We start from the raw sequence: 26134 nt of genomic DNA, 5'->3' as shown, positions 1-26134 counted from the left end.
ACGCTTTCGTTGAAATCGATTGAATTGGCGTGAAATTTTCGAAATTTACGGTATTTGGTCTTAGTTAGGTATTCAAATTGGAGTGCGGGTATTATAAAGGTGTCACTATGGTTGAGCTGAGACATGATTCCATTCTGGCGGTTGATGGCGGCGGCACGCGGTGCCGTCTGGTGCTGTGTGCAGGTGCGGCTGGGCGCTGGTCTGTTGAGATGGGCTCGGCCAATGTGTCCTCAGATTTTGAAGGTGCCGCGGCGCAGATCCGCGCGGGTCTGACGGCGCTTGCCGCGGAAAGCGGCGCGTCAGAGGAGGCGCTGCGCGACGTGCCCGCCTATCTGGGGCTGGCCGGGATTACTGGCCCGGCCTTGGCGGAGCGGCTGCAAAATGCACTGCCTTTCAAACATGTGCGGATCGCGGATGATCGCCCCATTGCCTTACGTGGTGCGCTGGGCGCGCAGGATGGCGCGGTGGCCCATTGCGGCACGGGATCTTTTTTTGCCCTGCAGGCTGGCGGCGATATGCGCTTTGCCGGTGGCTGGGGGCTGGTTTTGGGCGATGAGGCGTCTGCTGCCTGGCTGGGGCGTCTTGCCTTGAACCGGGTGTTGGCCATTGTTGACGGGCTGGCCCCGGCAACAGACCTCAGCGCGGATATTCTGGCGGACCTTGGCGGGCCCGCAGAAATTGTTGCGTTCGCGGCGGGGGCGAAACCGGTTGAGTTTGGCCGTTTGGCGCCGAAAGTCAGCGCTGCGGCGGAGGCGGGGGATGACCTGGGACGCAGTCTGATGCAGGCGGCAGCCGATCACATCGCCACCACACTGGCGCTTTTGGGTTGGCAGCCGGGGCAGGTGCTGTGCCTCACCGGCGGTATCGGGCCGCTTTATGGCGCCTATCTTCCAGAGACGTTGCAAGCCGCCATTGGTGCGCCACAAGCCACCCCACTAGAGGGGGCGCTGGCCCTGGCACGGCAGTTTTCAGAGGAGTTGCAGGCATGACAGTTGCGGATTTTCTGCGCCCTGACGGGTGGTTGGGTAAAGACAGCGGACCACGCTATGTGCAGCTGCGCCGCCGGCTGGAAGAGGCGATCAACACCGGTCTGTTGCAGCCCAACAGTTCGCTGCCGCCCGAACGTGAGATTGCCGACCTGACCGACCTGTCGCGGGTGACCGTGCGCAAGGCCATTCAGGAACTGGTGAAAAAGGGCGTTGTTGTTCAGCGTCAGGGCTCTGGCTCCTTCGTGCGTGAGGCTGAGCCGAAGGTGGAACAATCGCTGTCGCACCTGACCTCTTTCACCGCCGATATGAAACGGCGTGGGCTCGACACCACATCTAAATGGCTGGAGCGTGGTGTCTTCCTGCCTTCGCCCGAAGAAGTGGTGGCGCTTGGCCTGGCCTCGGATGCATCGGTGGCCCGGATTTATCGCCTGCGTGAGGCGGGTGGCCGCCCGATGGCGCTGGAAAAGGCAGCGCTGCCGCTGGACATCCTGCCAAACCCGCTGGATGTGACGACATCGCTTTATGCGCTGCTGGAGCAGCACGGCAACCGGCCAGTGCGGGCGGTGCAGAAAATCTCGGCGGTGAATTTGGAAAAACCCGAATGTGATCTGCTGGGCGTGCCCGAAGGCACCGCGGGCCTGTCGATCCAGCGGACCTCTTATCTGGAAAGCGGCCGCGTGGCCGAGTTTACCCAATCGCTTTACCGCGGTGACGCCTATGACTTCGTGGCGGAACTGCGTCACTCCTCCTAACTGATCTAACTGATAAGGTTCAGACATGACCCACCCCACCCAGATGCGCCGTGAAATCGAAGAAATCCCACAGGCGGTTGAGCGCCTGTTGAGCGAAGGGGCAGGGGCGGTGACCGGTGCGGCCAAAGCCGTGCGCGATGGTGACATCCGCTATCTGATTTCGGTAGCGCGCGGCTCCTCGGATCATGCCTGCACCTATCTGAAATACGCCTCTGAACTGATGCTTGGCCTGCCGATTGCCTCGGTCGGGCCCTCTGTGGCCTCAATCTACGGGGCGCCGCTGAAGGCGCAGGATGCGCTGTGCATCGCCGTCTCGCAGTCTGGTGCCAGCCCGGACATCGTGCAGCTGACCCAGCAGCTGACCGATGCCGGTGCCTATTCGGTGGCGATCACCAACAATGCGCAATCCGCGCTGGCCGGTGCCGCCTCAACCACGCTGCCCATTCACGCAGGCCCCGAACTGTCGGTGGCGGCCACCAAAACCTATGTGACCTCACTGGTGACCGGGCTGTGGCTGCTGGCGGAGATCAAGCAGGACGCTGCATTGCTGGCGGCGATCAAAGCCCTTCCGGCGCAGCTGGAGGCGGCGACCAAATGTGACTGGTCGGCAGTGGTCGATACGATTTCGGGCGGCTCGCTTTACACGCTGGGCCGCGGGCCAAGCTGGGCGATTTCCAATGAGGCGGCGCTGAAGTTCAAAGAGACCTGTCAGATCCACGCCGAAAGCTTCTCCTCTGCTGAGGTGTTGCATGGGCCGGTGTCGATTGTTGATGCCGGGTTCCCGGTGATCGGCTTTGCCGCGGCAGATGCGGCGGAACCTTCGCTGGTTGAGGTGGCGGACACCATCGCCGGCAAAGGGGCAAAGGTGTTTGTGACCTCTGACAAGGTAAAGGCCGCCAACACGCTGGAGCATGTGCGCACCGATCACTGGCTGGCAGATCCGATCCCGCTGGTGGTGTCATTCTATGCTATGGTGGAACAGGTGGCGGCCAAGATGGGCATCAACCCGGATGCGCCGCGCCACCTCAAGAAAGTGACGGAAACGGTATGAGCACCACCACCTATCACGGCGGGCTGATCTTTGACGGCGAGGTCCTGCATGACGGCGCAGCCTTGACGGTGCAGGATGGCACCGTCGTGGCGCTGGGGCCAGAGGCTGAGGCTGAGACTGGGGCGGATAGCCGCGGCGATCGGGTGGATCTGGCCGGTGATATCCTCAGTCCCGGATATGTCGATCTGCAGGTGAACGGCGGTGACGGTCTGATGCTGAACGACGCGCTGGAACTGGACACGCTGCGCCGGATGGGGCAGGCACATCGCCGCCTAGGGGCAACCCATATCCTGCCAACGCTCATCACCAACACGCTGGCCAAAACCGAAGCCACGATTGAGGTCACCAAAGAGGCAATCGCTGCAGGTGTGCCGGGCATTGCCGGCCTGCATCTGGAGGGGCCGCATCTGTCTGTGGCGCGCAAAGGCGCCCATGACGCCGCCCTGATCCGACCGATGGAAGACAGCGATGTTTTGATGCTGACCGCCGCAGCGCGGGATCTGCCGGCGCTGATGCTGACGGTTGCGCCTGAAAACGTCACGGTGGATCAGGTGGCCGCATTGGTTGAGGCCGGGGCCGTCGTCTCGCTAGGCCACACGGATGCGGATTTCGCAACCTGCACGGCTTATTTTGAGGCCGGCGCGCGCTGTGTCACCCATCTGTTCAACGCGATGAGCCAGATGGGCAACCGCGAACCGGGGCTGGTGGGGGCGCTGCTGAACAGCGGCTTGGCCTCAGCCGGGTTGATCGCCGATGCGGTGCATGTGCACCCGGCCACCATCCGCAACGCCTGGGCAGCCAAACAGGGCCCGGGGGAGATTTTCCTGGTCTCTGACAGCATGGCGCCCGCAGGCACCGATCAGGCTGAATTTACCCTGGAGGGACGCCGGATTGCCCGCCGCGACGGGCGCTTGACGCTTGAGGATGGCACCCTGGCCGGGGCGGATCTGGATCTGACCACCGCGGTGCAGGTGATGTGTGATCAGGTCGGTGTGCCACTGGCCGCAGCCCTGCGCGCCGCAACTTCGGTCCCTGCAGCCCTGATGGGGCTGGGCAATGGGATCGGGCGGCTTGAGGTTGGCGCAGCCAGTGAGCTGATCCGCATCCGCAGCGACCTTTCGGGCTGCGCTGCGGTGTAGGCTCAGGACCCATTAATTTTTCCGCCGGTGCTGGAACATTAATGGGTCCTGAGTCTAAGCGGCTTATTCGGCCACTGTCAGGATTTCCTCCAGCGGCTTTTTCATCTTGGCCACAGCGGGCACCTGCGCATCTTCGCGCGGGTGGCCCACGGCCACGATCATGATGGGCTTTTCCGATTCCGGACGGCCCAGCATCCCGTTCAGAAAACGCATCGGATTGGGTGTGTGGGTCAGGCTGACCAGCCCGGCGTGATGCAGCGCTGCCAGCAGGAAACCCGAGGCGATGCCGGTGCTTTCCGGCACGTAGTAGTTTTTGAACCTTGTACCGTCGTCAAACTGGCCCCAACGCTGGGCAAAGATCACGATCAGCCAGGGGGCCTCTTCCAGATGTGGCTTGTGGTCATTGGTGCCAATCGGTTCCAGCGCTTTCAGCCATTCATCGCCTGCACCCCCGTCATAAAAGCGGCGCTCTTCCTCTTCGGCGGCGTCGCGAATGCGGCGCTTCATCTCGGGGTTTGAGATGGCCACGAAATGCCAGGGCTGGTGGTTGGCGCCGGAGGGCGCGGTGCCAGCGGTGCGGATACAGTCCTCAATCACCTCACGCGGGACATCCCGGTCCGAATAATCCCGCACCGTATGGCGGCGTTTCATATGCTCATAAAACGCTTGGGCTGCTGCCTGCATTTCGGCATCGGTCATGTCGGCACGGTCTGGCAGGTTGACGGGCTGGTATTCAATGTGGTCGCGGGCGAACATGCGGGCTTCTCCTCTGGGTCTTTGAGGGCGCAGGGTATGTGGCACTGGTCGGGGCCGCATTCCTCAGCTATGAGGAAGACCTGATTGGATCCAAACGCCACACTGCCCCAATCCGAGCCCCCTGCGGCCCATCTGCGGCCCAAGCACTGCACAGGACTATAAACATGCGCGAAGACTTCCCTTTGCAGGCCCCTCTGCCAGATCTGGCGGCGCCGCTGTCGGCCGTGACCCCGTTGCTTGAGGCAATAGGTCAGCCGGTGTTTATTCAGGCCGCGATGCAGTTTGCCAAGCAGATGACCGGCGCCGATTTCACCTCGCTCTACTGTGAAGGGGACCGGGATGCGCCGCTGCTGATGGGCACTGCATCCCATCTGGGCCAGTTGCGCGCAGATCGTGCGGCGGTTGGTTATCAGCGTCATTGGGGCGAAGATCGCAATGCCGCTTTGCTGCTAGGGGCCGAAGGCGAGGGTGATTTTTTCAGCCATCATGAGGCGGAAGATCTGACCTCCTTCACCTATCGGCGGGATTGTTATGATCTGCCCGGGATCACCAGCCGGGTCAGTATGGTGCGGCGGCGGCCGGGCTTTGGCCTGGCGGTCAGTCTTTATAGCTCGACCGAGTTCGGTACCTTTCCGATCACGGCCCGCGATGGGTTGATCGCCACAATGGCCACGATCATGGCCGCGGCGGAGCGTCATGTTGGCTTTACCCTGAAAGAGGCAGAGGCCGGCGATCAGGACGTGCAGGCACGCCTTGCGCTGAACCATCCGACGCTGACCAAACGTGAACGCGAAGTGGCGGCCATGACCATCAAAGGGCGCACCGCGGCGGAGATTGCTGCGATCTTGGGGGTGGCTGAGACGACGGTGATCACCCACCGCAAAAAGGCCTACAAGCGGATGAACGTCACCTCAATGCGTGAATTGCTGGCGCGGATGTGACCATCAGGCGGCGGCGTGCAGCAGCTGTTCCAACACGTCTGAGGGCAGGGCAACCGGGTTCGCCTTCATCGAGGAGGAGGCCGCTGCCGCATCGGCAATCGCGGCAAAGGTTTCTGGCGATACGCCCATGGCCGCCAGCCCCGGCAGGCCGTGCTGCGCGCTCCATTGTTCCAGCGTGCTGCGGCGTTCGGTCAGGCTGCCGTCGATCCAATCCTGCACCTCATCAAACCGGTCCAGTAGATCCGGCTGGCCCGCGCAGGCCTCGCGGTTGGCCTTCAGCACATGGGGCAACAGCGCGCCGCAGATCGCGCCATGTGGGGCGGTGGGGGCAACACCTCCGATCACACCGGCCAGCCCGTGCACGGCGCCAAGGCCCGCGTTGGCCAGCGCCAGACCGCCGCAGAGGCTGGTGAAGGCCAGATCGTCCCGCGCCGCCGGGTCTTCGTCTTGCATCAACTGCCGCAGGGCCGACAGACCGCGGGGAATGGCGGCGCGGCACAGCGCGTCGGTCAGCGGGTTGGCACGGGCGCTGAGGTAGGGTTCGATCACCTGCGTCACAGCATCAAGGCCCGAGGCCAGCGTTACCGCCTTGGGGGTGTTATCTGTCAGGCCTGGGTCCACCAGCGCCAGATCGGCCAGCATCCGGGCATCGCGCAAGGACACTTTGCGGGCATGTTCGGGCACGGTGATCACCGCGTTCTTGGTCACCTCGGCGCCGGTGCCTGCGGTGGTTGGGATGGCGACGAAGGGCAGGGGATCGGCGGTCAGCGGCAGACCCTTGCCCACCACCTCCAGATGGTCCATCGCGCCGCCCGGGGCAGGGATGAGCGCGGCCACCGCCTTGCCCAGATCAATCGCTGCCCCGCCGCCGAGGGCGACCACGCAATCCACGCCTGCGGCCTGCGCCTCAGAAATGGCTGCGTTCAACAGGGGCAGATCGGGTTCTTTGGCGCAGGTGAAGGGTGCCACCTGCACCCCAAGGGCGCTGAGCGCCGGGATCAGCGCGCCGCCGTGGCGGGCGCTGGCCCCTTGCACCAGAAAGACGCGGCGCCCAAGGGCCGCGATGGCCTCGGGCGCCTCGGCGATCACGCCGCGGCCGAAACGGATCCGTCCGGCGCTGGCGAAATCGAAGGGGCTCATACGCTTAAGGTTGCCTGAACCGCGCGTTGCCAGCCGGCGTAGCGTTCATCGCGCGCCTCAGCCGCCATATCCGGGGTGAAGCGGTTTTCCAGCGCCCAGCTGTCTGCAAAGCCTGCCATGTCAGGGTAGATCCCCGCCTGCATGCCCGCCAGCCAGGCCGCACCCAGGGCGGTGGTTTCCAGAACCTCAGGTCGGTCCACCGGGGCGCCAAGAATGTCGGACAGGAACTGCATCGCCCAGTCCGAAGCACTCATGCCGCCATCCACCCGCAGCACCTGTTCACCGCCCTCATGACCGGCCCAATCGGCAGTCATCGCTTCCAGCAGATCGCGGGTCTGGTAGCCGACGCTTTCCAGCGCCGCCTTGGCAAATTCCGCCGGGCCGGAGTTGCGGGTCAACCCGTAAACCGCACCGCGGCATTCGGCGTTCCAATAGGGCGCGCCAAGGCCGGTGAAGGCGGGCACCATGATGACGTTCTGCGCCGGATCGGCACTTTCGGCCAGAGGCTGGGTTTCCTTGGCTTCGCGGATGATCTTCAGCCCATCGCGCAGCCATTGCACCACGGCGCCCGCGATAAAGATCGATCCTTCGAGCGCATAGGTCGGTTTGCCATCCAGCTGGTAGGCGATGGTGGTCAGCAGGCGGTTGTTGGACTGCACCGGCGTGTCGCCGGTGTTCAGCAGGGCAAAGCAGCCGGTGCCATAGGTCGATTTCAACATGCCGGGCTGGAAACAGGCCTGACCCACCGTGGCGGCCTGCTGATCGCCAGCCACCCCGGTGATCGGGATTTCGCGCCCAAAGAGATCGGCGCGGGTGACACCGAAATCGGCGGCGCAATCCTTGACCTCGGGCAGCATCTGCATCGGGATGTTGAGCAGATCACAGATCGTCTGGCTCCACCGGCCTTTGCGGATATCGTAAAGCAGGGTGCGCGCGGCATTGGTGGCATCAGTGGCATGCACCTTGCCGCCGGTCAGTTTCCAGATCAGGAAGCTGTCCACAGTGCCAAACAGCAATTCACCCGCCTCGGCGCGGGCCCGCGCGCCCTCCACATTGTCCAGCAGCCAGGCCAGTTTCGTGCCCGAGAAATACGGGTCCAGCAGCAGGCCGGTGCGGTCGGTGAACATCGCCTCATGGCCCGCCTCACGCAGGGCGGCGCAGGTATCGGCGGTGCGCCGGTCCTGCCAGACAATGGCGTTGTGGATCGGTTTGCCGGTGGCTTTGTCCCAGACCACGGTGGTTTCGCGCTGGTTGGTGATGCCGATGGCGGTGATGTCTTCGGGCGACAGGCCCGCGCGTTCGATGGCGGCGCGGCAGGTGCCGGCGGTGGTGGACCACAGATCGGCCGGGTCATGTTCCACCCAGCCCGAGGCGGGGAAATGCTGCGGGAATTCTTCCTGCGCCGAGGCGGTGATCTTCAGATCTTTGTCAAACAGGATCGCCCGCGACGACGTGGTGCCCTGATCGATGGCCAATACATATGTCATATGTCCCCCCAAGGCAGCCTATCCATCTGGCTGCCGGTAGCTGTGCACTCTCATTTCTTTGCGTTGCGCCCAAGGTCCCCGGCATTCGGGGTCTCCACCCTGTGGGGCGCAACGGGTTCTGGCCAGAGTGGCCGTAATTCTTAATCCGTTTCAAGCCGTGTTTATACGGGGCCATGACGGCCCCAATACGGCCCCAACATCTCCTGCGGCGGTTAGGCGCGGGCGGCCTGCATCCAGTCCTGCAGGGTGGCCACCTGATCCTTGTTGAGCCGCAGCCCCAGTTTGGAGCGGCGCCAGATCACATCTGCGGCCTCCACCGCAAATTCGCGATCCATCAGCCAGCGCACCTCACGTTCGGTCAGGGTGGCGCCAAAATCCTGGCCCAGATCCGCAGCGCTTTCGGCGCCGTTCAGGATCTGTGCGGCTTCGGTGCCATAGGCTTTGATCAGGCGCAGGGCCCATTTCTGGGTCAGGAACGGATAGTTGCGCTGCAGATCCTCCACCAGGAAATCGCGGTTCTTCACCTCAAAGTTCCCACCGGGCAAAGGCACGCCTGCGGTCCAGTCGCCCTGACGGGTCGGCAGGTGTTTGTTGATCTTTTCCAGCGCGCTTTCGGCCAGTTTACGATAGGTGGTGATCTTGCCGCCAAAGACGTTCAGCAAGGGGGCGCCGCCGGTGGCATCCACCGTCAGCGTGTAGTCCCGCGTGGCTGCGGTGGCCGAGCTGGCACCGTCATCATAAAGCGGGCGCACGCCGGAATAGGTCCAGACCACATCGTCGCGGCTGACCGGCTGTTTGAAGTAACGGCTGGCAAAGGCGCAGAGGTAATCCTGTTCCGCTTCGGTGCAGACCGGCGGGTTTGACGGATCATCATGGTCCTGATCGGTGGTGCCAATCAGGGTGAAGTCATTCTCATAGGGAATGGCAAAGATGATGCGGCCGTCTTCGCCCTGGAAGAAGTAGCATTTGTCGTGATCGTAGAGTTTCTTGGTCACGATATGGCTGCCGCGCACCAGCCGGACCCCTTCGGTCGAGTTGCTGCGGATTTTCTGCCGGATGATATCACCGACCCAGGGACCGCCGGCATTGACCAGCATCCGGGCCTGATGGGTGATCTCTTCGCCGCTGTCGCGATCGCGGGTGGTGACGCGCCACAGATCGCCGCTGCGTTCGGCGTTCAGCACTTCGGTGCGGGTCATCACCTTGGCGCCGCGCGCTTCTGCGTCGCGGGCATTCAGCACCACCAAACGGCTGTCTTCGATCCAGCAGTCCGAGTATTCAAACGCCTTGGCAAAGCGCTGCTGAAGCGGCGCCCCTTCCGGGCCATCGCTGAGGTCAACGGAACGGGTGCCGGGCAGGATTTCACGGCCACCCAGATTGTCATACATGAACAGGCCCAGCCGGATCAGCCAGGCCGGGCGGCGCCCCTTCATCCAAGGCATCACAAAGCTCAGCAGGCGGGAGGTGGGCGTTTCAGATTCAAACCGCATATCAGGGTGATAGGGCAGCACAAACCGCATCGGCCAGGAGATGTGCGGCATGGCCTTCAGCAGGGTCTCCCGCTCAATCAGCGCTTCGCGCACCAGCCGAACCTCAAAGTATTCCAGATAGCGCAGCCCGCCATGAAACAGTTTGGTCGAGGCCGAAGAAGTGGCCGAGGCCAGATCGTTCATTTCAGCCAGTTTCACGCTCAACCCGCGGCCTGCTGCGTCCCGGGCGATGCCGCACCCGTTGATGCCCCCTCCGATGACGAAAAGGTCGGTGATCTCGGGTTTGGTTTCATGCACGGACACGGGCGCTTCTCCTGACTGTCTGAAAATGGGGAATACTCTTTTGCCCAGCGGAGTCAACGTAATTTTTCGTTTGTGTTCGTTTGTGTTCGCATGTGCGTGCCGCGAAGATCCTTCTGTATTCGGCCCTATAGAGGTGTCGGGGCGTTGCGGGCGTGCTGTGCAACGGGGCGCGACTGCGCTGAAATGTTCGTTTTTTCTCTTTGCCTTTCGCCTGCTTGCACCGGCGCGCAGTTTCGCGCACTGTCGGCAAAACAGTTGGGGGCCGGATGAAACTCTCTTTTCGTCAGTCAGATATCTTGGAAATTGCCCGGGTCGAAGGGCGTGTGGTGGTGGAAAATCTGGCCGACCGGTTTGGCGTCACCGTGCAGACCATCCGCCGCGACCTGTCAGAACTGGCGGATGGCGGCAAATTGGAACGGGTGCATGGCGGGGCGGTTCTGCCCTCAGGCGTTACCAACCTGCACTATGAAGACCGGCGCGCGCTGAGTGCTGAGGCAAAAACGCGTATCGCCCGCGCCTGTGCGGCCGATATTCCCGATGGCGCGTCGCTGTTTTTGAACATTGGCACCACAACCGAAGCTGTGGCGCGGGAATTGTTGAGCCACCGCAACCTGATGGTGGTGACCAACAACATCAACATCGCCAATATCCTCGTTGCAAATGAAAGCTGCGATATCGTGGTGACCGGCGGCAGCCTGCGCCGGGTGGATGGCGGCCTGCTGGGGGATCTGGCGGTGACCACCATTCGGCAGTTCAAGTTTGATCTGGCGGTGATCGGCTGTTCAGCGGTGGATGCCAGTGGGGACCTACTGGATTATGATCTGCAAGAGGTCAGCACCAGCCGCGCGATCCTCGAATCAGCGCGCTCTGCCTGGCTGGTGGCCGATCACAGCAAGTTCCAAAGACAGGCGCCAGCACGCATCGCATCCCTCAGTCAGATCGATCGCTTTTATACTGACGTTGCGTTGCCACAGGCCCTGTCACAGCAGTGTTCTGACTGGGATACACAGCAAGTTGTGGTGTCTAACCCAACGTAATCGCACGAAAACCCACAAAATAAGGGGTGCGACGATAAAACAAGGCGGTTTTGCAAGAACCATACCAATGGCTATCTAAAATCGCGCATTGGGAGGGGCGGTGCCTATTTCCGCAGCGAAACAGGTACATTAGCCGCCATGAAAGCTTTGCCTGCATATTGTCTCATGGCTGGTGGCGTCCTGACCGTACTGGGTCTGGAGGTTGCCGGATTCGCCATGGCTGCCGAAATGGTCCCGGGTGAACCGGTCCTGGTGGTGGCACCGCCGTGGTCCGGTGGGGCCGAGGCTGTTGTCGCGTCTGCAGGTGGCGCAATTGTGGGGCCGACACAGGCCCCCCTTTCCGTTCTTGCAACGGGCGCAAGTGAAGAAGCTTTCCGCGAGAGTGGCGCCTGGTTCCTGCTGAGCCCAAGCGCCCTTAGCTCTTTCTGTGTAACGAAGGATACGGTATAATGTCGGTTAACAAACAGGAGAAATCGAAGGATTTCTCGGGCACGGCCCGTCTGGTGGCCCTGGGGATGATGCCCCTTGGGCCAATTTCTGCGTTTGTGGTGGGTGGTCCGCTGCTGACGGTGGTGGCTGCGGCTCTGATCTTTGCGGGTCTGGCGCTGATCGCCCCCAAGCTGGATGACAAAACGCGCCCCATGATGATTGCGGTGGCGCTGGTCGGTCAATGTGTGGCCTTCACCTCGGCCTTCTCGGGCCATGCCTGGCAAATCGACACGCATATGCTCTTCTTCGCCGTACTGGCGATTGTTGCGACCATGGGCTCACTGCCCGCGCTGATCGTGGGTGTTGCGGTCACCGCCGTGCATCACCTCAGCTTTGGCCTGTTCCTGCCGTCGCTGGTGTTCCCGGAGATGTCTCTGGTTGAAACGCTGGGCCGTGTTGTGCTGCACGCCGTTATTGTTCTGTTCGAAGCCGGCATTCTGGCCTGGTCGATGATCCGTTCTGCTGCCGCTGATGCGGAAATCCGTCAGGCCCGTGAAGATCTGGCCGAAAGCGTTGCTCAGGCGGAGCAGGCGCAGGTTGACGCCGAAGAGGCCCGCGAAGCTGCTGTGGCTGTGGCCGATCGCACCCGCCGCGAAGGTCAGCGTGCTGCAACGGCTGTTGAGCAAATTGCCTCGGCCGCAAATGCCGCAGCCGATCATGCGGGCAGCGCTCAGAATGTGATGTCCCGCACCCGTGAAGAGGCGGAACGTTCCAGCGGTGTTGTGACCCGTGCCCATGACGCCATGGATGCGATCAAGTCCAGCTCTGAGAAAATCACCACCATCATTGGTGTGATTGATGAAATTGCCCGTCAAACCGACCTTCTGGCGCTGAACGCTGCTGTTGAATCGGCCCGTGCCGGTGAAGCAGGTCGCGGCTTTGCCGTGGTGGCCACCGAGGTGCGCAAACTGGCGCAGCGCTCGGCCGATGCCAGCAAGGAAATTCGTGAATTGGTCATCACCTCGTCTGAGCAGGTGGATCACGGTGTGGAGCTGGTTGGCGAAACCGGCAGCGCCCTGACCCGTATCGCTGACGCGGTGGCTGAGCTGAACGAAGTTCTGACCGAAATCGCCGCAGGTGCTGCGGATCAGTCCGAAGGTCTGGCCCAGGTGAACATCGCCATCTCGCGTATCGATACCCTGCGTGATGAAAGCGACGTTCCAGCCGGGGAAGAGGCGCCAAGCTTTGACCTCAGCATGGACGATGATGATGGGGAAGAGGTGGATTTCACCGCCAAGGCGGCCTGATCCAACCCTCAAATCCCTGACCCCGTATCAAGGAAACGCCTCACGTAAGTGGGGCGTTTTCTTGTGTTTTCGGCAGGGGGCTGCGGTGTGGGAGGGGGCTGCACCCGTTTTGCAATCATCTTGCAACCGGTTGCAAATTTTGCTTGACGCTGTCCGGCCAAACCGGCACCCTAACGAAAATGCTCAGCACCTGCGGAACGGGGTCCCCGGACCGCGACCACTGGGTTGGAACAGGGAAGGGGCCGCCAGAACAGGCGGCCAGAGGAATGAATATGTCTGTGAAATTTGCCGTTTTGGGGGCGGGCCGTATCGGTCAGGTCCACGCGTCGACCATTGCTGCCGTGCCGGGGGCTGATCTTGTCGCTGTAGCCGATGCAATGCCAGCCGCCGCTGCCGCAGTTGCCGCTGCCCATGGCTGTGAGGTCAAAACAATTGATGACATCGCGGCCGATGCCGGGGTGGATGCCGTGATCATCGGCACCCCAACGGACACCCATGCCGATCTGATCGAACAGTTTGTGCGGGCCGGCAAAGCTGTGTTCTGCGAAAAACCGGTCGATCTCAGCCTTGAACGGGTGAAATCCTGTCTGGAGGTTGTGCAGGCTGAAGGCGGCAAGCTGATGGTGGGCTTCAACCGCCGCTTTGATCCCGATTTCCGCGCCGCCCATGCCGCCATTCAGCAGGGCCGCATCGGCAAGGTTGAGATGGTCACCATCACCAGCCGCGATCCCGGCGCGCCGCCGCCGGAATACATCACCCGCTCCGGCGGGATCTTCCGCGATATGACCATCCATGATTTCGATATGGCGCGTTGGCTGCTGGGCGAAGAGGTGACAACGGTGCAGGCGGCAGCCTCGGTTCTGGTCGATCCTGAAATTGGCAAACTGGGGGATTATGACAGCGCCAATGTGATCCTGACCACCGCCTCAGGCCAGCAATGTGTCATCACCAATTCCCGCCGGGCGACCTATGGCTATGACCAGCGCATTGAGGTGCATGGCTCCGAAGGGTCGGTAACGGCGGAAAACCAGCGTGAGGCGCGCATTGAGATTGCCGATGAAAAAGGCGCCCATCGCCCACCTTTGCTGAACTTCTTCATGACCCGCTACACGGCAGCCTATGCCAATGAAATCGCCGAATTTGTTGATGCACTCAACACTGGCGGCGCGATGCCGACCACGGGGCACGATGGGCTGATGGCCCTGGCGCTGGCAGATGCGGCGCTGTTGTCCGTGGCTGAGGGCCGCGTTGTCCATGTGTCGGAGGTGCTAGGCGATGGCTGATCTCCTGCGCAAACCCAATGGGAACACCGGCAAGGTACATGACATCTCCCCGGACTCTGCCGGCTGGTCCTATGTCGGCTTCACCCTCTACCGGTTGCACCCCGGCGACAGCGCGTCAGAACACACTGGATCCGAAGAGGTCATCCTGGTGCTGGTCGAAGGTAAGGCCGCGATCCAGGCCGCAGGTCAGGACTTTAGCGTGATGGGCGATCGGATGAACGTCTTTGAAAAGACGCCGCCGCATTGTGTCTACGTGCCCGGCGCCAGTGACTGGTCCGCCGTGGCTGAAACAGATTGCACCCTTGCCGTCTGCAAGGCGCCCGCCCGTGGGGACTATCCGGTGCAGCAGATCGGCCCGGCAGAGATCGCCTTGGAAGAGCGCGGCACCGGCACCAACTTGCGCCATATCAACAACATCGCCATGGAAGGACGGGACGTGGCCGGCAGCCTGTTGGTGACCGAGGTGTTCACCCCCGCAGGCCATTGGTCCAGCTACCCGCCGCACCGCCATGACGAAGATAACTTCCCTGAGATGACCTATCTTGAGGAAACCTATTATCACCGCCTGAACCCTGATCAGGGCTTTGGCATTCAGCGGGTTTACACCGAAGATGGCGCGCTGGATGAAACCATGGCAGTCAGCTCGCATGATGTGGTGCTGGTGCCCAAAGGCCACCATCCCTGCGGATCGCCCTATGGCTATGAGATGTATTACCTCAACGTGATGGCCGGGCCGCTGCGCAAATGGCGGTTTGAAAACGACCCGGCACATCACTGGATCTATGAGCGGGACAATTGAGCCGCAGTTCAGCAGTGAAAACGGTGCAAAAGGGCAGGTCGCCTTGAAATACGGATCTGAATGGGGTTGAACGCGGAGAAAGGATAGGCGGGCGCTGGTGCGGACGGTTGAAACTGTCAGGGGATACAGCGGCCCGGATAAGATGAGGTCACGATGGGTGTCACACTGAAGGAAGTTGCCGAACGCGCCGGGGTGTCCCGGTCGGCCGTGTCGCGCACTTTCACCGATGGTGCCTCGGTCTCGGACAAGATGCGGCGCAAGGTCGAAAAGGCGGCGGCGGATCTGGGCTATCACCCCAATGCGCTGGCCTCCAGCCTGACCACCGGGCGCACCAAGCTGATTGGTCTTGTCTCCAACAACTTCCACAACCCGCTGTTTCTGGAAATCTTTGACCTCTTCACCCGCGGTCTGCAGGACAAGGGCCTGCGGCCGCTGCTGGTGAACCTGTCTGATGAGACCGATCCGCAAAACTCGGTCCGGATGCTGCGGCAATATTCGGTGGACGGGGTTGTTGTGGCCTCCTCCACACTGCCCCCCAGTTTTGCCCAAGCCTTCCGCGATGCAGGTGTGCCGGTGGTGCACAGCTTCGGCCGCTCCTCCGCAGCTACGCAGGTGCATGTGGTCGGCATCGACAACGTGGAATGCGGCCGGATGGCGGCGCGCACCCTGGTCGAACGCGGATACGGCAGCGTCGGGTTTCTGGGCGGTCCTGTTACTGCGACCTCGACCCAGGACCGTCTGACCGGGTTTCTGGAACAGATGGAAAGCTACCCGGATGTGGCGCACAGCCATTCCTATGCTGAGGCGTATTCGTTTGAGGCCGGGCGCGCAGAAATGCAGCGGCTTTTGGACAGCGGCGCCCGTGCCGATGCGTATTTCTGCGGCGACGATGTGCTGTCAATCGGGGCCCTGTCCGCGGTGGCCGATGCCGGTTTGAAGGTGCCCGAAGAGATCGGGATCATTGGCCTCAATGATATGGAAATGGCGGCCTGGGAAAACATCGACCTGACCACGATCCGCCAGCCGATCAAGGAAATCGTCAGCGCTTCAATCGAGATGATGAGCGCCATGCTGGACGATCCCAGCCGCTACCCCGAAGCGCGGATTTTTCCCTGCTCGGTCGTAGAACGCGGGACGCTGCGGCGGGTGTGAACTGCCCGACGCATTTGAGGCCACGGTCAAGAGCTTTCCTCAAAATCACGGAAAAGCTTAACGAGCTTTGCCATGTCTTCTGACGACACAATAGACTGCAATGGATCCTTCTCCAATTCGACCAGGGCTTCGTATTCCTGTTCTGTCGTGATCTTTCCTCGGGCCACCACCTTTTTGGCGGTCATTTCGGCAAAGTTGGACGCTGCAAAAAAGTCATAGCCAAAGTCTTCTTTGAACCGTTTGAGGTATCGCTCAATTTCCACGGCATACGCGGGATTGGCAGAAAGCTGTCTGAAGTCGCTTGCGGTGTGGGAATACCACTGACGAACTTCGTTTAAGATGAAATTTGCAGATTTGCCTTTGGCGTTGTCGAAAGCCTCGAGAAAGAATGACGAAGGCACCACGATTTGGTTGAGATCTTCTTGAGTGACTTTGCCGCGTTCCTGTTCTATCGCGCTTATGGCCCAACTCCGGTAATGTTCCAAACCTTCCAACAGTCGCAGTAGGTCCTTGCGCGCGGCTTCTTTGTTTGTCGTCAGGGGCATATGGGCGGTCTCGTAAACTCGATTTGGAAAACCTTGCAACTGGGCCGGTCACCGTCAAGGTGACACGCCGGGCGCAAATCAACATTGCCTGATCTTGCCTGATCCGGGCTGCGCGTTAAGGTGCCCGCATGAAACCTGAGTTTACCGGAAGATGCTTGTGTGGCGCGGTGCATTTCAACGTGACCGCCGCGCCCGTTGTTGTGGCACAATGCCATTGCGACGAATGCCGCCGCCTGTCCGGCACCGGCCATAGCATTGGCGCGATGTTTCCGCGCGCAGCTGTTCAGATCGAAGGCGAGATTGCCGAACACAGCTATCAGGGTGCGTTGGGGGCGACGGTGACGAAGTGGTTCTGCCCCCGCTGCGGCAGCCCGATTTTCGGATGCAACACGCGGGCGCCGGATCATATCACCTTGCCGCTGGGCGCTTTTGACAATGCTGTGGATTTGTCGGTGCAGGTGGTGATCTTTGAACGGGATCGGCCGCATTGGGACCAACTGGGGCCGGATGTTGACCGGTTTGACACGCAGCCCGACTGGACGCCGGATTGAAAAAGGCCGGTGTGTTCCCCGGCCTTTGATGTCGTCAGTCTCGTAGGCGATCAGCGGAACATCGGGGGACGGGCGTCCATCCATGTGCCGTCAGCCTTGGCTGAGGCCACCGCGGTTTCCACCGCCGCCATGGACCGCAGACCATCCGCGGCCCCGGGCAACCCGTCGCGCACCTCACCCGCGATGGCGTCAGCCAGATCGCAGTAGATGTTGGCCACCGCCAGCGGGAAACCTTCGGGGTGGGCGATGGCGACGCGGCTGAGGCGCTGGGCGTCTTCGTAAAGGCCGCCTTCGCCTTTTTCGATCACCTGCGTGCGGCCGCCAACCGGGGTATAGATCAACTGGTTTGGCTGTTCAGAGGCCCAGCGTAGACCGCCGGTTTCGCCAAAGACCTGTATGTCAAACCCGTGCTGCCGCCCTATCGCCACCGAAGAGGTCCAGAGCCGCCCAACCGTGCCGCCGCTCATGCGGAAGTTCAGCATGGCGTCATCTTCCAACTCTCGCGAGGCGATGGTGGAGGCAAAATCGGCCGAAAGCTTTTCGACCTCATCATCACAGATGAAGCTGGCCATATGCAGCGCGTGGATGCCGCAATCGGCAAACTGGCCCGAGACACCGGCCATCGCCGGATCATAGCGCCAACGCACCCGCGGATTGTCCGCATCCGTGGCATCGCCGTGGTGGCCATGGGCAAAGTTTGTCACCACAAGGCGCACCTTGCCGATCTCACCGGCGCGCACCATCGCGCGGGCCTGACGCACCATCGGATAGGCGGAATAGCAGTAGTTTACCGCGCAGATCTTGCCGGTCTTTTCGGCAACCTTCACGATCTCTTCGCCTTCCTCAACCGTCATGGTCATCGGCTTTTCACACAGCACGTTGAAGCCCGCCTCAAGGAAGGCCTTGGTGATTTCAAAGTGCGTCGCATTGGGTGTGGCCACGGTGACCAGATCAATCCGGTCCTCGCGTGTTTTTTCACCAGCCAGCATCTCCTGCCAGTCGCCATAAGCGCGGTCGGCGGCGATGCCCAGGCGCTGACCATAGTCGCGCCCCACCTCGGGGCGGTGATCCAGCGCGCCGGCCACCATTTCAAAGCGGCCATCCGCCAAGGCGCCCAGACGGTGGGCCGGGCCGATCTGGCTGCCTTCGCCGCCGCCGATCATGCCCCATTTCAATTTGGTCATGAGGTGTCCTCCCTCAGATGTCGATCTTTTCAAATCTTGTGCAAAGGCTTCAGGTGAAGCCGATGCTTTCCAGATATTCACGGTTCACCTTGGCATCGCCCACAGGATCAGGATCCAACAGCGGATCGCAGTCCTGTTCAACGGTGCACCAGCCTTCAAAGCCGCTGTCCAGCAACAGCTGCCGCACGGCGGGGAAGTCGACGTCGCCATCGCCAAGGTTACAGAAAATCCCCTGTCCACAGGCATCATAGAAGCCGGTGCGGTTGGCGATCACCTCGGCCTTTACCTTAGGATCGATGTCTTTGAAGTGCATGTAAGAGATGCGATCCATATAGCGCTTCATGAAGGCAACCGGATCAAACCCCGCGTAGGAATGGTGGCCGGTGTCAAAGCAGATCTTCAGGATCTTTTCATCCACCTCATTCAGCAGACGCTCCAGCTCGGGCTCAAAATCCATGAAACCCGCCGCATGGGCGTGGATGCCGACGGTCAGGCCATATTCCTCGGTGCCGATGCGGGCGCTTTCGGCCAGACGGTCGCGGAAGGCGGTCCATTCGGCCTTGTCCATCTGCTCGGCCTCTGCCGCGCGGCCTGCGGTGGGGGCGCGCCGTTCTGAGATCGAGTCAATCAGCACCAGATGTTTGGCTCCATGCGCCACCAGCGCCTTGCAGGTGCGGTGGGTGCCGTCCAGCACATCTTCCCACTGGGCGGGATCGTGATAGGCGCGGAAGACCACACCGCCGATCAGCTCCAGATCATGTTCGGCCAATGCCTCACCCAGCACGGCCGGGTCTTCGGGCATGAAGCCAACTGGGCCCAGTTCGATGCCCTTATAGCCTGCGGCGGCGCAGTCTTTCAGCACCAACTGCCAGCTGGGATTGCGCGGATCGTTGGGGAATTCCACACCCCAGGAACAGGGGGCGTTGCCAATGCGGATACTCATGGTCAGGATCTCTGTAAGTGGTTTTCAGGGGTTTCTGTGACGGCCGACAAATCACTTTGCAACCGGTTGCAAAAAACTGTAGCTTGGGATTCGAAAACGCGCAAGCGGCAATCGGCATGGTCGGATAAATGGGAGTTCCGGCGATGACATCGGGAGGACATAACGGTGAGTGACAAGACGGTTCAGCTGACCACGGCGCAGGCCATCATTCGCTGGCTGGAAAACCAGTATATCGTGATCGACGGGCAGGAAATGCGTCTGTGCGGCGGTGGCTTTGGCATCTTTGGGCATGGCAATGTGACCTGTCTGGGGGAGGCGCTGCATGAGGTGCAGGAAGAGCTGCCGCTTTATCGCGGTCAGAATGAGCAGAGCATGGGCTTTGCTGCCGCCGCTTACGCCAAACAATGGCTGCGTCAGCGGTTTATGTTCTGCACCGCCTCGGCAGGGCCGGGCACGGCGAACCTTGTGACCTCGGCTGCATTGGCACATGCCAACCGGCTGCCGATGCTGATGCTGTGCGGCGATACCTTCATCACCCGCCTGCCGGATCCGGTGTTGCAGCAGCTGGAACACTTTGGCGATCCCACCTACGGGGTCAACGACGCCTTCAAACCGGTGGTGCGCTACTGGGATCGGATCACCCACCCGGCGCAGATCATCCAGTCGCTGCCCAATGCCATTGCCACCATGCTGGATCCTGCCGATTGTGGCCCGGCGTTTCTGGGGCTGCCGCAGGATGTGCAGGGCTGGACCTATGACTATCCTGAGGTCTTCTTTGAAAAGAAGGTGCACCGCATGCGCCGTCAATCCGCCGATGTGGCCGAATTGGCCGATGCAGCAGCGCTGCTGAAATCGGCAAAACGCCCGATGATCATCGCCGGTGGCGGGGTGCAATATTCCGGCGCGGTGGCGGAGCTGACGGCCTTTGCCGAGGCGCATCAAATCCCTGTGGTGGAAACCATCGCCGGTCGGGCCAACCTGCTGGACACGCATGTGCTCAACATCGGTCCTATCGGTGTCACCGGGTCGGACTCGGCCAACACCATCGCTGAAGAGGCTGATGTGATTGTCGCCGTTGGCACCCGTCTGCAGGATTTCACCACCGGCTCCTGGACCGCTTTTGCCAAAAGCGCGCGATTCATTTCGGTAAACGCGGCCCGTCATGATGCCGGCAAACACCGGTCCTTGCCGGTGGTGGGCGATGCCAAACTGGCGCTGCCCGCGCTGAATGCTGCCTGCGCCGGATATGTCGCGCCGCAAGAATGGGTCGATCACGCCAAGGCGCAGCGGGCGAAATGGGTGGACTATGTTGCTGACAATGTCAGCTATGGCGACAATCGCCCGAATTCCTACGCGCAGGCCATCGGTGTGGTGAACGCGCTTTGTGACCCGCGCGACCGGGTGGTTGCCGCAGCGGGTGGTCTGCCGGCGGAGGTCACCGCCAACTGGCGCACGCTGGATCAGGGCACCGTGGATGTGGAATTTGGCTTCTCCTGCATGGGGTATGAGATTGCTGGCGGCTGGGGTGCGCGGATTGCGCAGGCTCAGCGGGAGCCGGACAAAGACACCATCGTGTTTACCGGTGACGGATCCTATCTGTTGTTGAACTCGGACATCTATTCCTCGGTGCTCAGCCAGAAGAAGATGATCGTCTTGGTGCTGGATAACGGTGGTTTTGCCGTCATCAACAAACTGCAGAACAACACCGGCAACGAAAGCTTCAACAACCTGCTGGCCGATTGCCCCACGGTTCCGCAGCCCTTTGCGGTGGATTTTGCAGCCCACGCCGCGTCGATGGGCGCTACATCTGAAAAAGTGGCAAACCCTGCGGAGCTGGGGGAGGCATTCAAACGCGCCAAGGCCAGTGACAAGACCTATGTGATCGTGATGGACGTCGACCCCTATGACGGCTGGACCACCGAAGGCCACGCCTGGTGGGAGGTTGGCACACCGCATGTCACCAAGTCGGATCGCGTGCGCGAGGCACATGTGGATTGGGAAAGCTCCCGCAGCCGTCAGCGGAAGGGCGTGTGATGGTCGATCTGATCTCTGCCATCAAAGGCAACCGCTTTGCCGTTTTCGGGCGCGCGGGTATGGATGTCTTCGCAACACCCATCGGCGTCAAAAGTGAGGATGCCGATATGTTCGCCGCCGACCTCGGCGGCTCCTCCGCCAACATCTGTGTTGGGTTGGTGAAATTCGGTGGCTGCGCGACGCTGGTCACCTCGGTTTCAGACGATGCGGTGGGGCGGTTCTGTGTGAACCGGCTGAAGGACTACGGCGTCGACACCAGCTATGTCCGCGCCGTCGGGGGCGAAGCCCGCACCTCGCTCGCGGTCTACGAAAGCTGCATCGAGGATTTCCAGAATGTGATCTACCGCAACGGCGCTGCCGACTTTCAGGTGACGCCCGAGGAGATGGATCAGGTGAATTACGCCGACTGGTCGGCGCTGATCACCGCGGGCACGGTCTTTGCGGCTGAGCCTTCGCGCTCTGCCACCTTCCGTGCTTTTGAAAACGCACGGGCGGCGGGGCTGCCGGTGATCTTTGACATCGACTACCGCCCCTACAGCTGGCCCTCACCCGAAGTTGCCGCCGAGGTGCTGAGCCGCGCCGGCGAAGAAAGCGACATGATCGTTGGCAATGACGAAGAGTTCGGTTTCATGGCAGGCGGCATGGACAAGGGCCTCGACATGGCGCGGCGGTTGGCGGAACGCGACGGCCGCATCGTGATTTACAAGATGGGCGCGGAGGGCGCGATCACTTTGCACGGCGGCGAGGAGATCCGCACCGGCATCTACCCGGTGGAGGCGGTGAAACCAAACGGCGCGGGCGACAGTTTCCTGTCCGGCCTGCTGTCGGCCATCGCACAGGGGCATTCTTTGCGCGATGCGGTGCTGCGCGGATCAGCCTGCGCCTCGATTGTGGTCTCCAGGCCCGGCTGCGCCGGCGCTATGCCTGACCTCGCCGGGTTGGAGGCTTTCCTTGCCTCACATCCGGGACCGACGGAATAAATAGGCGTAGAAAATCTATTGCTAATTTTGCTTGGCTTAACATAGCTAGGCGCAACTGAATGCGGCTATAGGGCTGCGCAACAGGTGGGATCAAACATGCCTCTGGTCACTTTGGCGGATGTGCTGCAACCGGCGCTCAAGGGAAACTATGCGGTGGCGGGACTTGTCACGCTGGGATGGGAAGACATGCGCGCCTATGTGGCCGCGGCCGAGGAAGAGGGCGTGCCGGTGATCCTGCAGGCCGGCCCCAGCTGCCGCGCCCACACGCCGCTGCCGGTGCTGGGCAAGATGTTCCGGCAACTGGCCGAGGGTGCCTCGGTCCCGGTGGTGGCGCATCTGGATCACGGCTACACGTTTGAGGAATGCAGGGAGGCGCTGGACAGTGGCTTCACCTCTTTGATGTTTGATGGCTCGCGCAAACCGCTACAGCAGAACATCGATGAGACCCGCGCCATTGTTGAGATGGCGCATGGGGCGGGGGTTTCCTGCGAAGGTGAGATCGGCTTCGTCGGCTACTCCGGCGGTGAAGGTTCCGCCGGGACCGATCCGGCGGAGGCGGCACAGTTCGCGGCAGAGACAGGTGTGGACGCCATGGCCATCTCGGTCGGGAACGTTCATCTGCAACAGGACAAAGAGGGTGGGCTGGATGAGCCGCGCATCCGCGCCATCGAAGCACTGACCGAGGTGCCGCTGGTGATCCACGGTGGATCCGGCGTACCGGTGGCGCAGCGCATGGCGTTGGCGCGCGGGTCGAAGATCTGCAAGTTCAACATCGGCACCGAGTTGCGCATGGCCTTTGGTCAGGCGATGCGTGCGGCGGTGAACGCCGATCCCGAACGGTTTGACCGCGTCACCATCCTTAAAGAAACCCACGAGCCGGTGGTTGCAGCGGCACGCCAGGTGCTGCGGGCCTTCAAGGCGGGGTGATCCGCGCCCGGCGCCTGCTCCGCATCCGTTCTAACTGAGTACGTGGCCCCGCCACCGCGGGAAAGTGTTCGAAACAGACGCACCAAAACATGAGGGGCAGGCCGCGCGGGCTTGCCCCTTTGCTGTTCTGCGCCAGTTCAATTGACATGCCAGCCCGTGGAAGCCACCGAAGGAGGACCCGATGACGCCAGCTGATGTTGCCCGCTATGAAGACTTGGAAGATCGCAAACCCGCCTATGCCCTTGTGGGCGAGGTGGATCTGGTTGTGGTGCGCTGGGATGACAGGGTGTCTGTGTTCTACGGCCGCTGCCTGCATCGCGGCGCGCTGATGGCGGATGGGTTTGTGCGCGGCAAGAACCTGTTCTGTGGCGTGCACTACTGGGATTACCGGTTGGTCGGCGGCGTCTCTGGTTACAACAACGCCGAGGCGCTGCCAGAGTTCAAAGCCTGGGTGGAGGACGGGGTGGTCCGGGTGGATGCCGATGAAATCGCCGATTGGGCGCGGGCCAATCCACAACCGTTTAACCGCGACGCCTATCTGGGCCTTTATGCCGATACCGGGCACGGCACCGCGGAAGAACCGCACAATCAGCTGATCCGACGCTACGCCAAACAGGGTGTGGCCAAGGCCGGGGCGCATGGGCAGACCGCCTCCATGGGGGTGCCGCGGGACGCGCTTCCCACGTGGGATGATCTGCAATTGTTGACCGCGCAGCTGCACCGGCTGCCCTTGTTGGAGGAGGACCCGGTTGGCACCGATGTGGTGATCGGGCCAAACGCCGCAAAGCCGCTGCGGTTGGACATACCGCTCTTTGTGTCAGACATGAGTTTCGGCGCCCTGTCAGAGCCGGCGAAACTGGCGCTGGCGGTGGGGGCTGAAAAAGCCGGGACCGGAATCTGTTCCGGTGAAGGGGGCATGCTGCCCGAAGAGCAGGCCGCGAACAGCCGGTATTTCTATGAACTAGCCTCAGGCCGGTTCGGGTTTTCCTGGGATAAACTGGCCAAGGTGCAGGCGTTCCATTTCAAAGGCGGGCAGGGGGCCAAAACCGGCACCGGCGGGCACCTGCCGGGGGCCAAGGTGAAAGGCAAAATTGCCGAGGTGCGCGAACTGCCCGAAGGCACCGCCGCCATCTCGCCACCGCGGTTTCCTGACTGGACCAACCTGCAGCAGATCCGCGATTTCGCGGGGGAAGTGCGTGAGCGGACCGGCGGTATTCCGATCGGCTACAAACTGTCCGCGCAGCATATTGAAAAGGACATTGATGCCGCGCTGGAGGTGGGGGTGGATTACATCATCCTGGATGGTCGCGGTGGCGGCACCGGGGCGGCGCCACTGATTTTCCGCGACAATATCTCAGTGCCCACCATCCCCGCCTTGGCGCGGGCGCGACGGCACCTGGATCATCTGGGGCGGCGGGATGTGACATTGGTGATCACCGGCGGCTTGCGCACGCCAGCCGATTTTATCAAGGCGATGGCGCTGGGGGCGGATGCGGTGGCCCTGTCCAATGCAGCGATGCAGGCGATTGGTTGCATCGCCATGCGCGCCTGTCACACCAACAATTGCCCGGTGGGGATCGCGACCCAGAAACCGGGATTGGTGCAGCGGCTGCAGGTGGAGAAATCTGCCGAGCAGCTGGCCAACTTCTTTGCGGTTTCGGTGCAGTTGATGCAGGTGATGGCGCGCGCCTGCGGCCATCATCACCTGTCTGAGTTTTCCATGGACGATCTGACGACATGGAAACGCGATATGGCCGCGCTGACCGGTGCGGCCTACGGCGGGGTTGGCCCTGTTTAGCGCCAACCCGTTGTTTTAATGTCTTAACGCATTAACGCATTAACGCAGGCGCTGTTCGGTCTTGGGATCAAAGAACATGGCCGTGCCTTCGGCGATGCTCAGCGTGACTGAAGCGCCCGTTGGGATGTCTTCATCGCCGCGGGTTTCCACCACCAGTGCTTCACCTGTTGGGGTGGTCAGGTAGTCATAGGCCACCCCGCCCAGACGTTCGCGGATATCAACAGACAGCGGGCTGTCCCCAGCCGCAACGGCCAGGTGCTGCGGGCGCAGGCCAACGGTGATCTTGGCGCCATCCGCAGGCAGGGCAACGTCCGTTTCGATCAGCTGATCGCCAAGGGCTGCCACCCGGACCTTGCCTGCCTCGACCACACCTTCGAGGAAGTTCATCGAGGGGGAGCCGATGAAACCGGCGACGAATTTGTTGTCCGGGTTCTGGTACAGCTCCATTGGCGAGCCGACCTGTTCAATATGGCCGGCGCGCAGCACCACGATCTTGTCGGCCAGCGTCATCGCCTCAACCTGATCGTGGGTCACATAGATCATCGTGGCGCCGATTTCCTTGTGCAGGCGGGCGATTTCCACCCGCATGTCGACGCGCAATTCAGCATCAAGGTTGGACAGCGGTTCGTCGAACAGGAACACCTCGGGGCCGCGGACAATGGCACGGCCGATGGCCACACGCTGACGCTGACCGCCGGACAGGGCCTTGGGTTTACGCTGCAGGTACTCGCCCAGCTGCAGGATTTCAGCCGCCTCATCCACCTTGGCTTTGATCTGGTCCTTAGGAACCTTGTTCATCTTCAGGCCAAAGCCCATGTTCTCCTCCACCGTCATATGCGGGTAGAGCGCGTAGGTCTGAAACACCATCGCCACGCCGCGATCGGCCGGATCCGCGCGGGTCACGTCGCGGGCGCCGATCTGGATGGCGCCATCGGTGGTTTCCTCCAGACCTGCGACCATGCGCAGAAGGGTGGATTTGCCACAGCCCGACGGGCCGACGAAGACGCAGAACTCGCCGTCTTCGATTTCCAGATCCACACCGTGGATGACCTGCACATCACCGTATTTCTTGACGACTTTGTCGAGCGTGACACCTGACATGTGAGTATTCCTTCAA

At 61.7% G+C, this 26134-nt stretch carries 24 protein-coding genes; 16 read left to right on the top strand and 8 right to left on the bottom strand.

Annotated features, from left to right (window positions below; translation table 11 throughout):
• Nucleotides 1-107: 107 nt before the first annotated feature.
• From ACORLH_RS16120 to nagA, 4 genes are read left to right on the top strand one after another with little or no spacing between them, the layout of a single operon-like run.
• Nucleotides 108-989, top strand: a complete 882-nt coding sequence (locus ACORLH_RS16120) for a BadF/BadG/BcrA/BcrD ATPase family protein (RefSeq protein WP_321829358.1) — start codon at nucleotides 108-110, stop codon at nucleotides 987-989.
• On the top strand, nucleotides 986-1741 hold the full coding sequence (locus ACORLH_RS16115; RefSeq protein WP_321829357.1) for a GntR family transcriptional regulator: 756 nt from the start codon (nucleotides 986-988) through the stop codon (nucleotides 1739-1741). The genes ACORLH_RS16120 and ACORLH_RS16115 overlap by 4 nt, the downstream gene beginning before the upstream one ends.
• 25 nt (nucleotides 1742-1766) lie before the next feature.
• Nucleotides 1767-2792: an SIS domain-containing protein gene (locus tag ACORLH_RS16110; RefSeq protein WP_321829356.1), complete on the top strand. Its 1026-nt coding sequence runs from the start codon at nucleotides 1767-1769 to the stop codon at nucleotides 2790-2792.
• Nucleotides 2789-3931: an N-acetylglucosamine-6-phosphate deacetylase gene (nagA, locus tag ACORLH_RS16105; RefSeq protein ID WP_321829355.1), complete on the top strand. Its 1143-nt coding sequence runs from the start codon at nucleotides 2789-2791 to the stop codon at nucleotides 3929-3931. The genes ACORLH_RS16110 and nagA overlap by 4 nt, the downstream gene beginning before the upstream one ends.
• 63 nt (nucleotides 3932-3994) lie before the next feature.
• On the opposite strand, the gene ACORLH_RS16100 is transcribed toward nagA, so the two are convergent.
• Nucleotides 3995-4687: a nitroreductase family protein gene (locus ACORLH_RS16100; protein WP_321829354.1), complete on the bottom strand. Its 693-nt coding sequence runs from the start codon at nucleotides 4685-4687 to the stop codon at nucleotides 3995-3997.
• Between the two features lie 164 nt (nucleotides 4688-4851).
• Between ACORLH_RS16100 and ACORLH_RS16095 the strand changes: the two genes are divergently transcribed.
• On the top strand, nucleotides 4852-5628 hold the full coding sequence (locus tag ACORLH_RS16095; protein WP_321829353.1) for a helix-turn-helix transcriptional regulator: 777 nt from the start codon (nucleotides 4852-4854) through the stop codon (nucleotides 5626-5628).
• A gap of 3 nt (nucleotides 5629-5631) precedes the next feature.
• Here ACORLH_RS16095 and ACORLH_RS16090 read toward each other — a convergent pair whose 3' ends face one another.
• The 3 genes from ACORLH_RS16090 to glpD all read right to left on the bottom strand — a co-directional run bounded on the left by ACORLH_RS16090 (nucleotide 5632) and on the right by glpD (nucleotide 10048).
• Nucleotides 5632-6768 (bottom strand): iron-containing alcohol dehydrogenase, encoded by a 1137-nt coding sequence (locus ACORLH_RS16090; protein WP_321829352.1) that lies wholly within the window; start codon nucleotides 6766-6768, stop codon nucleotides 5632-5634.
• Nucleotides 6765-8255: a glycerol kinase GlpK gene (glpK, locus tag ACORLH_RS16085; protein ID WP_321829351.1), complete on the bottom strand. Its 1491-nt coding sequence runs from the start codon at nucleotides 8253-8255 to the stop codon at nucleotides 6765-6767. The genes ACORLH_RS16090 and glpK overlap by 4 nt, the downstream gene beginning before the upstream one ends.
• 212 nt (nucleotides 8256-8467) lie before the next feature.
• On the bottom strand, nucleotides 8468-10048 hold the full coding sequence (gene glpD, locus ACORLH_RS16080) for a glycerol-3-phosphate dehydrogenase (protein ID WP_420719764.1): 1581 nt from the start codon (nucleotides 10046-10048) through the stop codon (nucleotides 8468-8470).
• A 266-nt stretch (nucleotides 10049-10314) separates the two neighbouring features.
• Between glpD and ACORLH_RS16075 the strand changes: the two genes are divergently transcribed.
• The 6 genes from ACORLH_RS16075 (at nucleotide 10315) to ACORLH_RS16050 (ending at nucleotide 16055) form a co-directional block, all read left to right on the top strand.
• Nucleotides 10315-11085 carry a DeoR/GlpR family DNA-binding transcription regulator gene (locus tag ACORLH_RS16075; RefSeq protein ID WP_321829350.1) on the top strand — a complete coding sequence of 257 codons (771 nt, stop codon included), beginning with the start codon at nucleotides 10315-10317 and terminating at the stop codon, nucleotides 11083-11085.
• Between the two features lie 165 nt (nucleotides 11086-11250).
• Complete coding sequence (locus tag ACORLH_RS16070) at nucleotides 11251-11535, top strand: hypothetical protein (protein ID WP_321829349.1); 285 nt, start codon at nucleotides 11251-11253, stop codon at nucleotides 11533-11535.
• Nucleotides 11535-12821, top strand: a complete 1287-nt coding sequence (locus ACORLH_RS16065; RefSeq protein ID WP_321829348.1) for a methyl-accepting chemotaxis protein — start codon at nucleotides 11535-11537, stop codon at nucleotides 12819-12821. The genes ACORLH_RS16070 and ACORLH_RS16065 overlap by 1 nt, the downstream gene beginning before the upstream one ends.
• Nucleotides 12822-13093: 272 nt before the next feature.
• Nucleotides 13094-14104: an inositol 2-dehydrogenase gene (iolG, locus tag ACORLH_RS16060; RefSeq protein ID WP_321829347.1), complete on the top strand. Its 1011-nt coding sequence runs from the start codon at nucleotides 13094-13096 to the stop codon at nucleotides 14102-14104.
• Nucleotides 14097-14903 (top strand): 5-deoxy-glucuronate isomerase, encoded by an 807-nt coding sequence (gene iolB, locus ACORLH_RS16055; RefSeq protein ID WP_321829346.1) that lies wholly within the window; start codon nucleotides 14097-14099, stop codon nucleotides 14901-14903. Before iolG ends, iolB begins: the two co-directional genes overlap by 8 nt.
• A 153-nt stretch (nucleotides 14904-15056) precedes the next feature.
• A complete protein-coding gene (locus tag ACORLH_RS16050; RefSeq protein ID WP_321829345.1) occupies nucleotides 15057-16055 on the top strand; it encodes a LacI family DNA-binding transcriptional regulator in 999 nt (332 codons plus the stop codon).
• Nucleotides 16056-16081: 26 nt separating this feature from the next.
• Here the strand turns inward: ACORLH_RS16050 and ACORLH_RS16045 are convergent, their stop codons facing one another.
• Nucleotides 16082-16600, bottom strand: coding sequence for a hypothetical protein (locus ACORLH_RS16045; RefSeq protein ID WP_321829344.1), 519 nt, complete (start codon nucleotides 16598-16600; stop codon nucleotides 16082-16084).
• A 128-nt stretch (nucleotides 16601-16728) separates the two neighbouring features.
• Between ACORLH_RS16045 and ACORLH_RS16040 the strand changes: the two genes are divergently transcribed.
• Nucleotides 16729-17151 (top strand): GFA family protein, encoded by a 423-nt coding sequence (locus ACORLH_RS16040; RefSeq protein ID WP_321829343.1) that lies wholly within the window; start codon nucleotides 16729-16731, stop codon nucleotides 17149-17151.
• A 50-nt stretch (nucleotides 17152-17201) separates the two neighbouring features.
• On the opposite strand, the gene ACORLH_RS16035 is transcribed toward ACORLH_RS16040, so the two are convergent.
• Both ACORLH_RS16035 and ACORLH_RS16030 read right to left on the bottom strand, forming a co-directional pair.
• Entirely contained in the window at nucleotides 17202-18335 is a 1134-nt protein-coding gene (locus ACORLH_RS16035; RefSeq protein WP_321829342.1) for a Gfo/Idh/MocA family oxidoreductase, read from the bottom strand.
• Between the two features lie 49 nt (nucleotides 18336-18384).
• On the bottom strand, nucleotides 18385-19278 hold the full coding sequence (locus ACORLH_RS16030) for a TIM barrel protein (RefSeq protein ID WP_321829341.1): 894 nt from the start codon (nucleotides 19276-19278) through the stop codon (nucleotides 18385-18387).
• Nucleotides 19279-19443: 165 nt separating this feature from the next.
• On the opposite strand from ACORLH_RS16030, the gene iolD reads away from it, so the two are divergent.
• The 4 genes from iolD to ACORLH_RS16010 all read left to right on the top strand — a co-directional run bounded on the left by iolD (nucleotide 19444) and on the right by ACORLH_RS16010 (nucleotide 25017).
• Nucleotides 19444-21312: a 3D-(3,5/4)-trihydroxycyclohexane-1,2-dione acylhydrolase (decyclizing) gene (gene iolD, locus ACORLH_RS16025; protein WP_420719763.1), complete on the top strand. Its 1869-nt coding sequence runs from the start codon at nucleotides 19444-19446 to the stop codon at nucleotides 21310-21312.
• Nucleotides 21312-22292 (top strand): 5-dehydro-2-deoxygluconokinase, encoded by a 981-nt coding sequence (gene iolC, locus ACORLH_RS16020; protein WP_321829340.1) that lies wholly within the window; start codon nucleotides 21312-21314, stop codon nucleotides 22290-22292. Before iolD ends, iolC begins: the two co-directional genes overlap by 1 nt.
• Before the next feature lie 96 nt (nucleotides 22293-22388).
• Nucleotides 22389-23219 (top strand): class II fructose-bisphosphate aldolase, encoded by an 831-nt coding sequence (locus ACORLH_RS16015; RefSeq protein WP_321829339.1) that lies wholly within the window; start codon nucleotides 22389-22391, stop codon nucleotides 23217-23219.
• A gap of 181 nt (nucleotides 23220-23400) precedes the next feature.
• Nucleotides 23401-25017, top strand: a complete 1617-nt coding sequence (locus ACORLH_RS16010; RefSeq protein ID WP_321829338.1) for a glutamate synthase-related protein — start codon at nucleotides 23401-23403, stop codon at nucleotides 25015-25017.
• Between the two features lie 39 nt (nucleotides 25018-25056).
• Here the strand turns inward: ACORLH_RS16010 and ACORLH_RS16005 are convergent, their stop codons facing one another.
• Nucleotides 25057-26118 carry a sn-glycerol-3-phosphate ABC transporter ATP-binding protein UgpC gene (locus ACORLH_RS16005; RefSeq protein ID WP_321829336.1) on the bottom strand — a complete coding sequence of 354 codons (1062 nt, stop codon included), beginning with the start codon at nucleotides 26116-26118 and terminating at the stop codon, nucleotides 25057-25059.
• Between the last annotated feature and the right edge of the window lie 16 nt (nucleotides 26119-26134).

The organism is Thalassovita sp. (assembly GCF_963691685.1).
Classification (GTDB): domain Bacteria; phylum Pseudomonadota; class Alphaproteobacteria; order Rhodobacterales; family Rhodobacteraceae; genus Thalassobius.
Note: the sequence above shows the minus strand (reverse complement) of the source record. Positions and strands in the feature narration are given on the sequence as shown.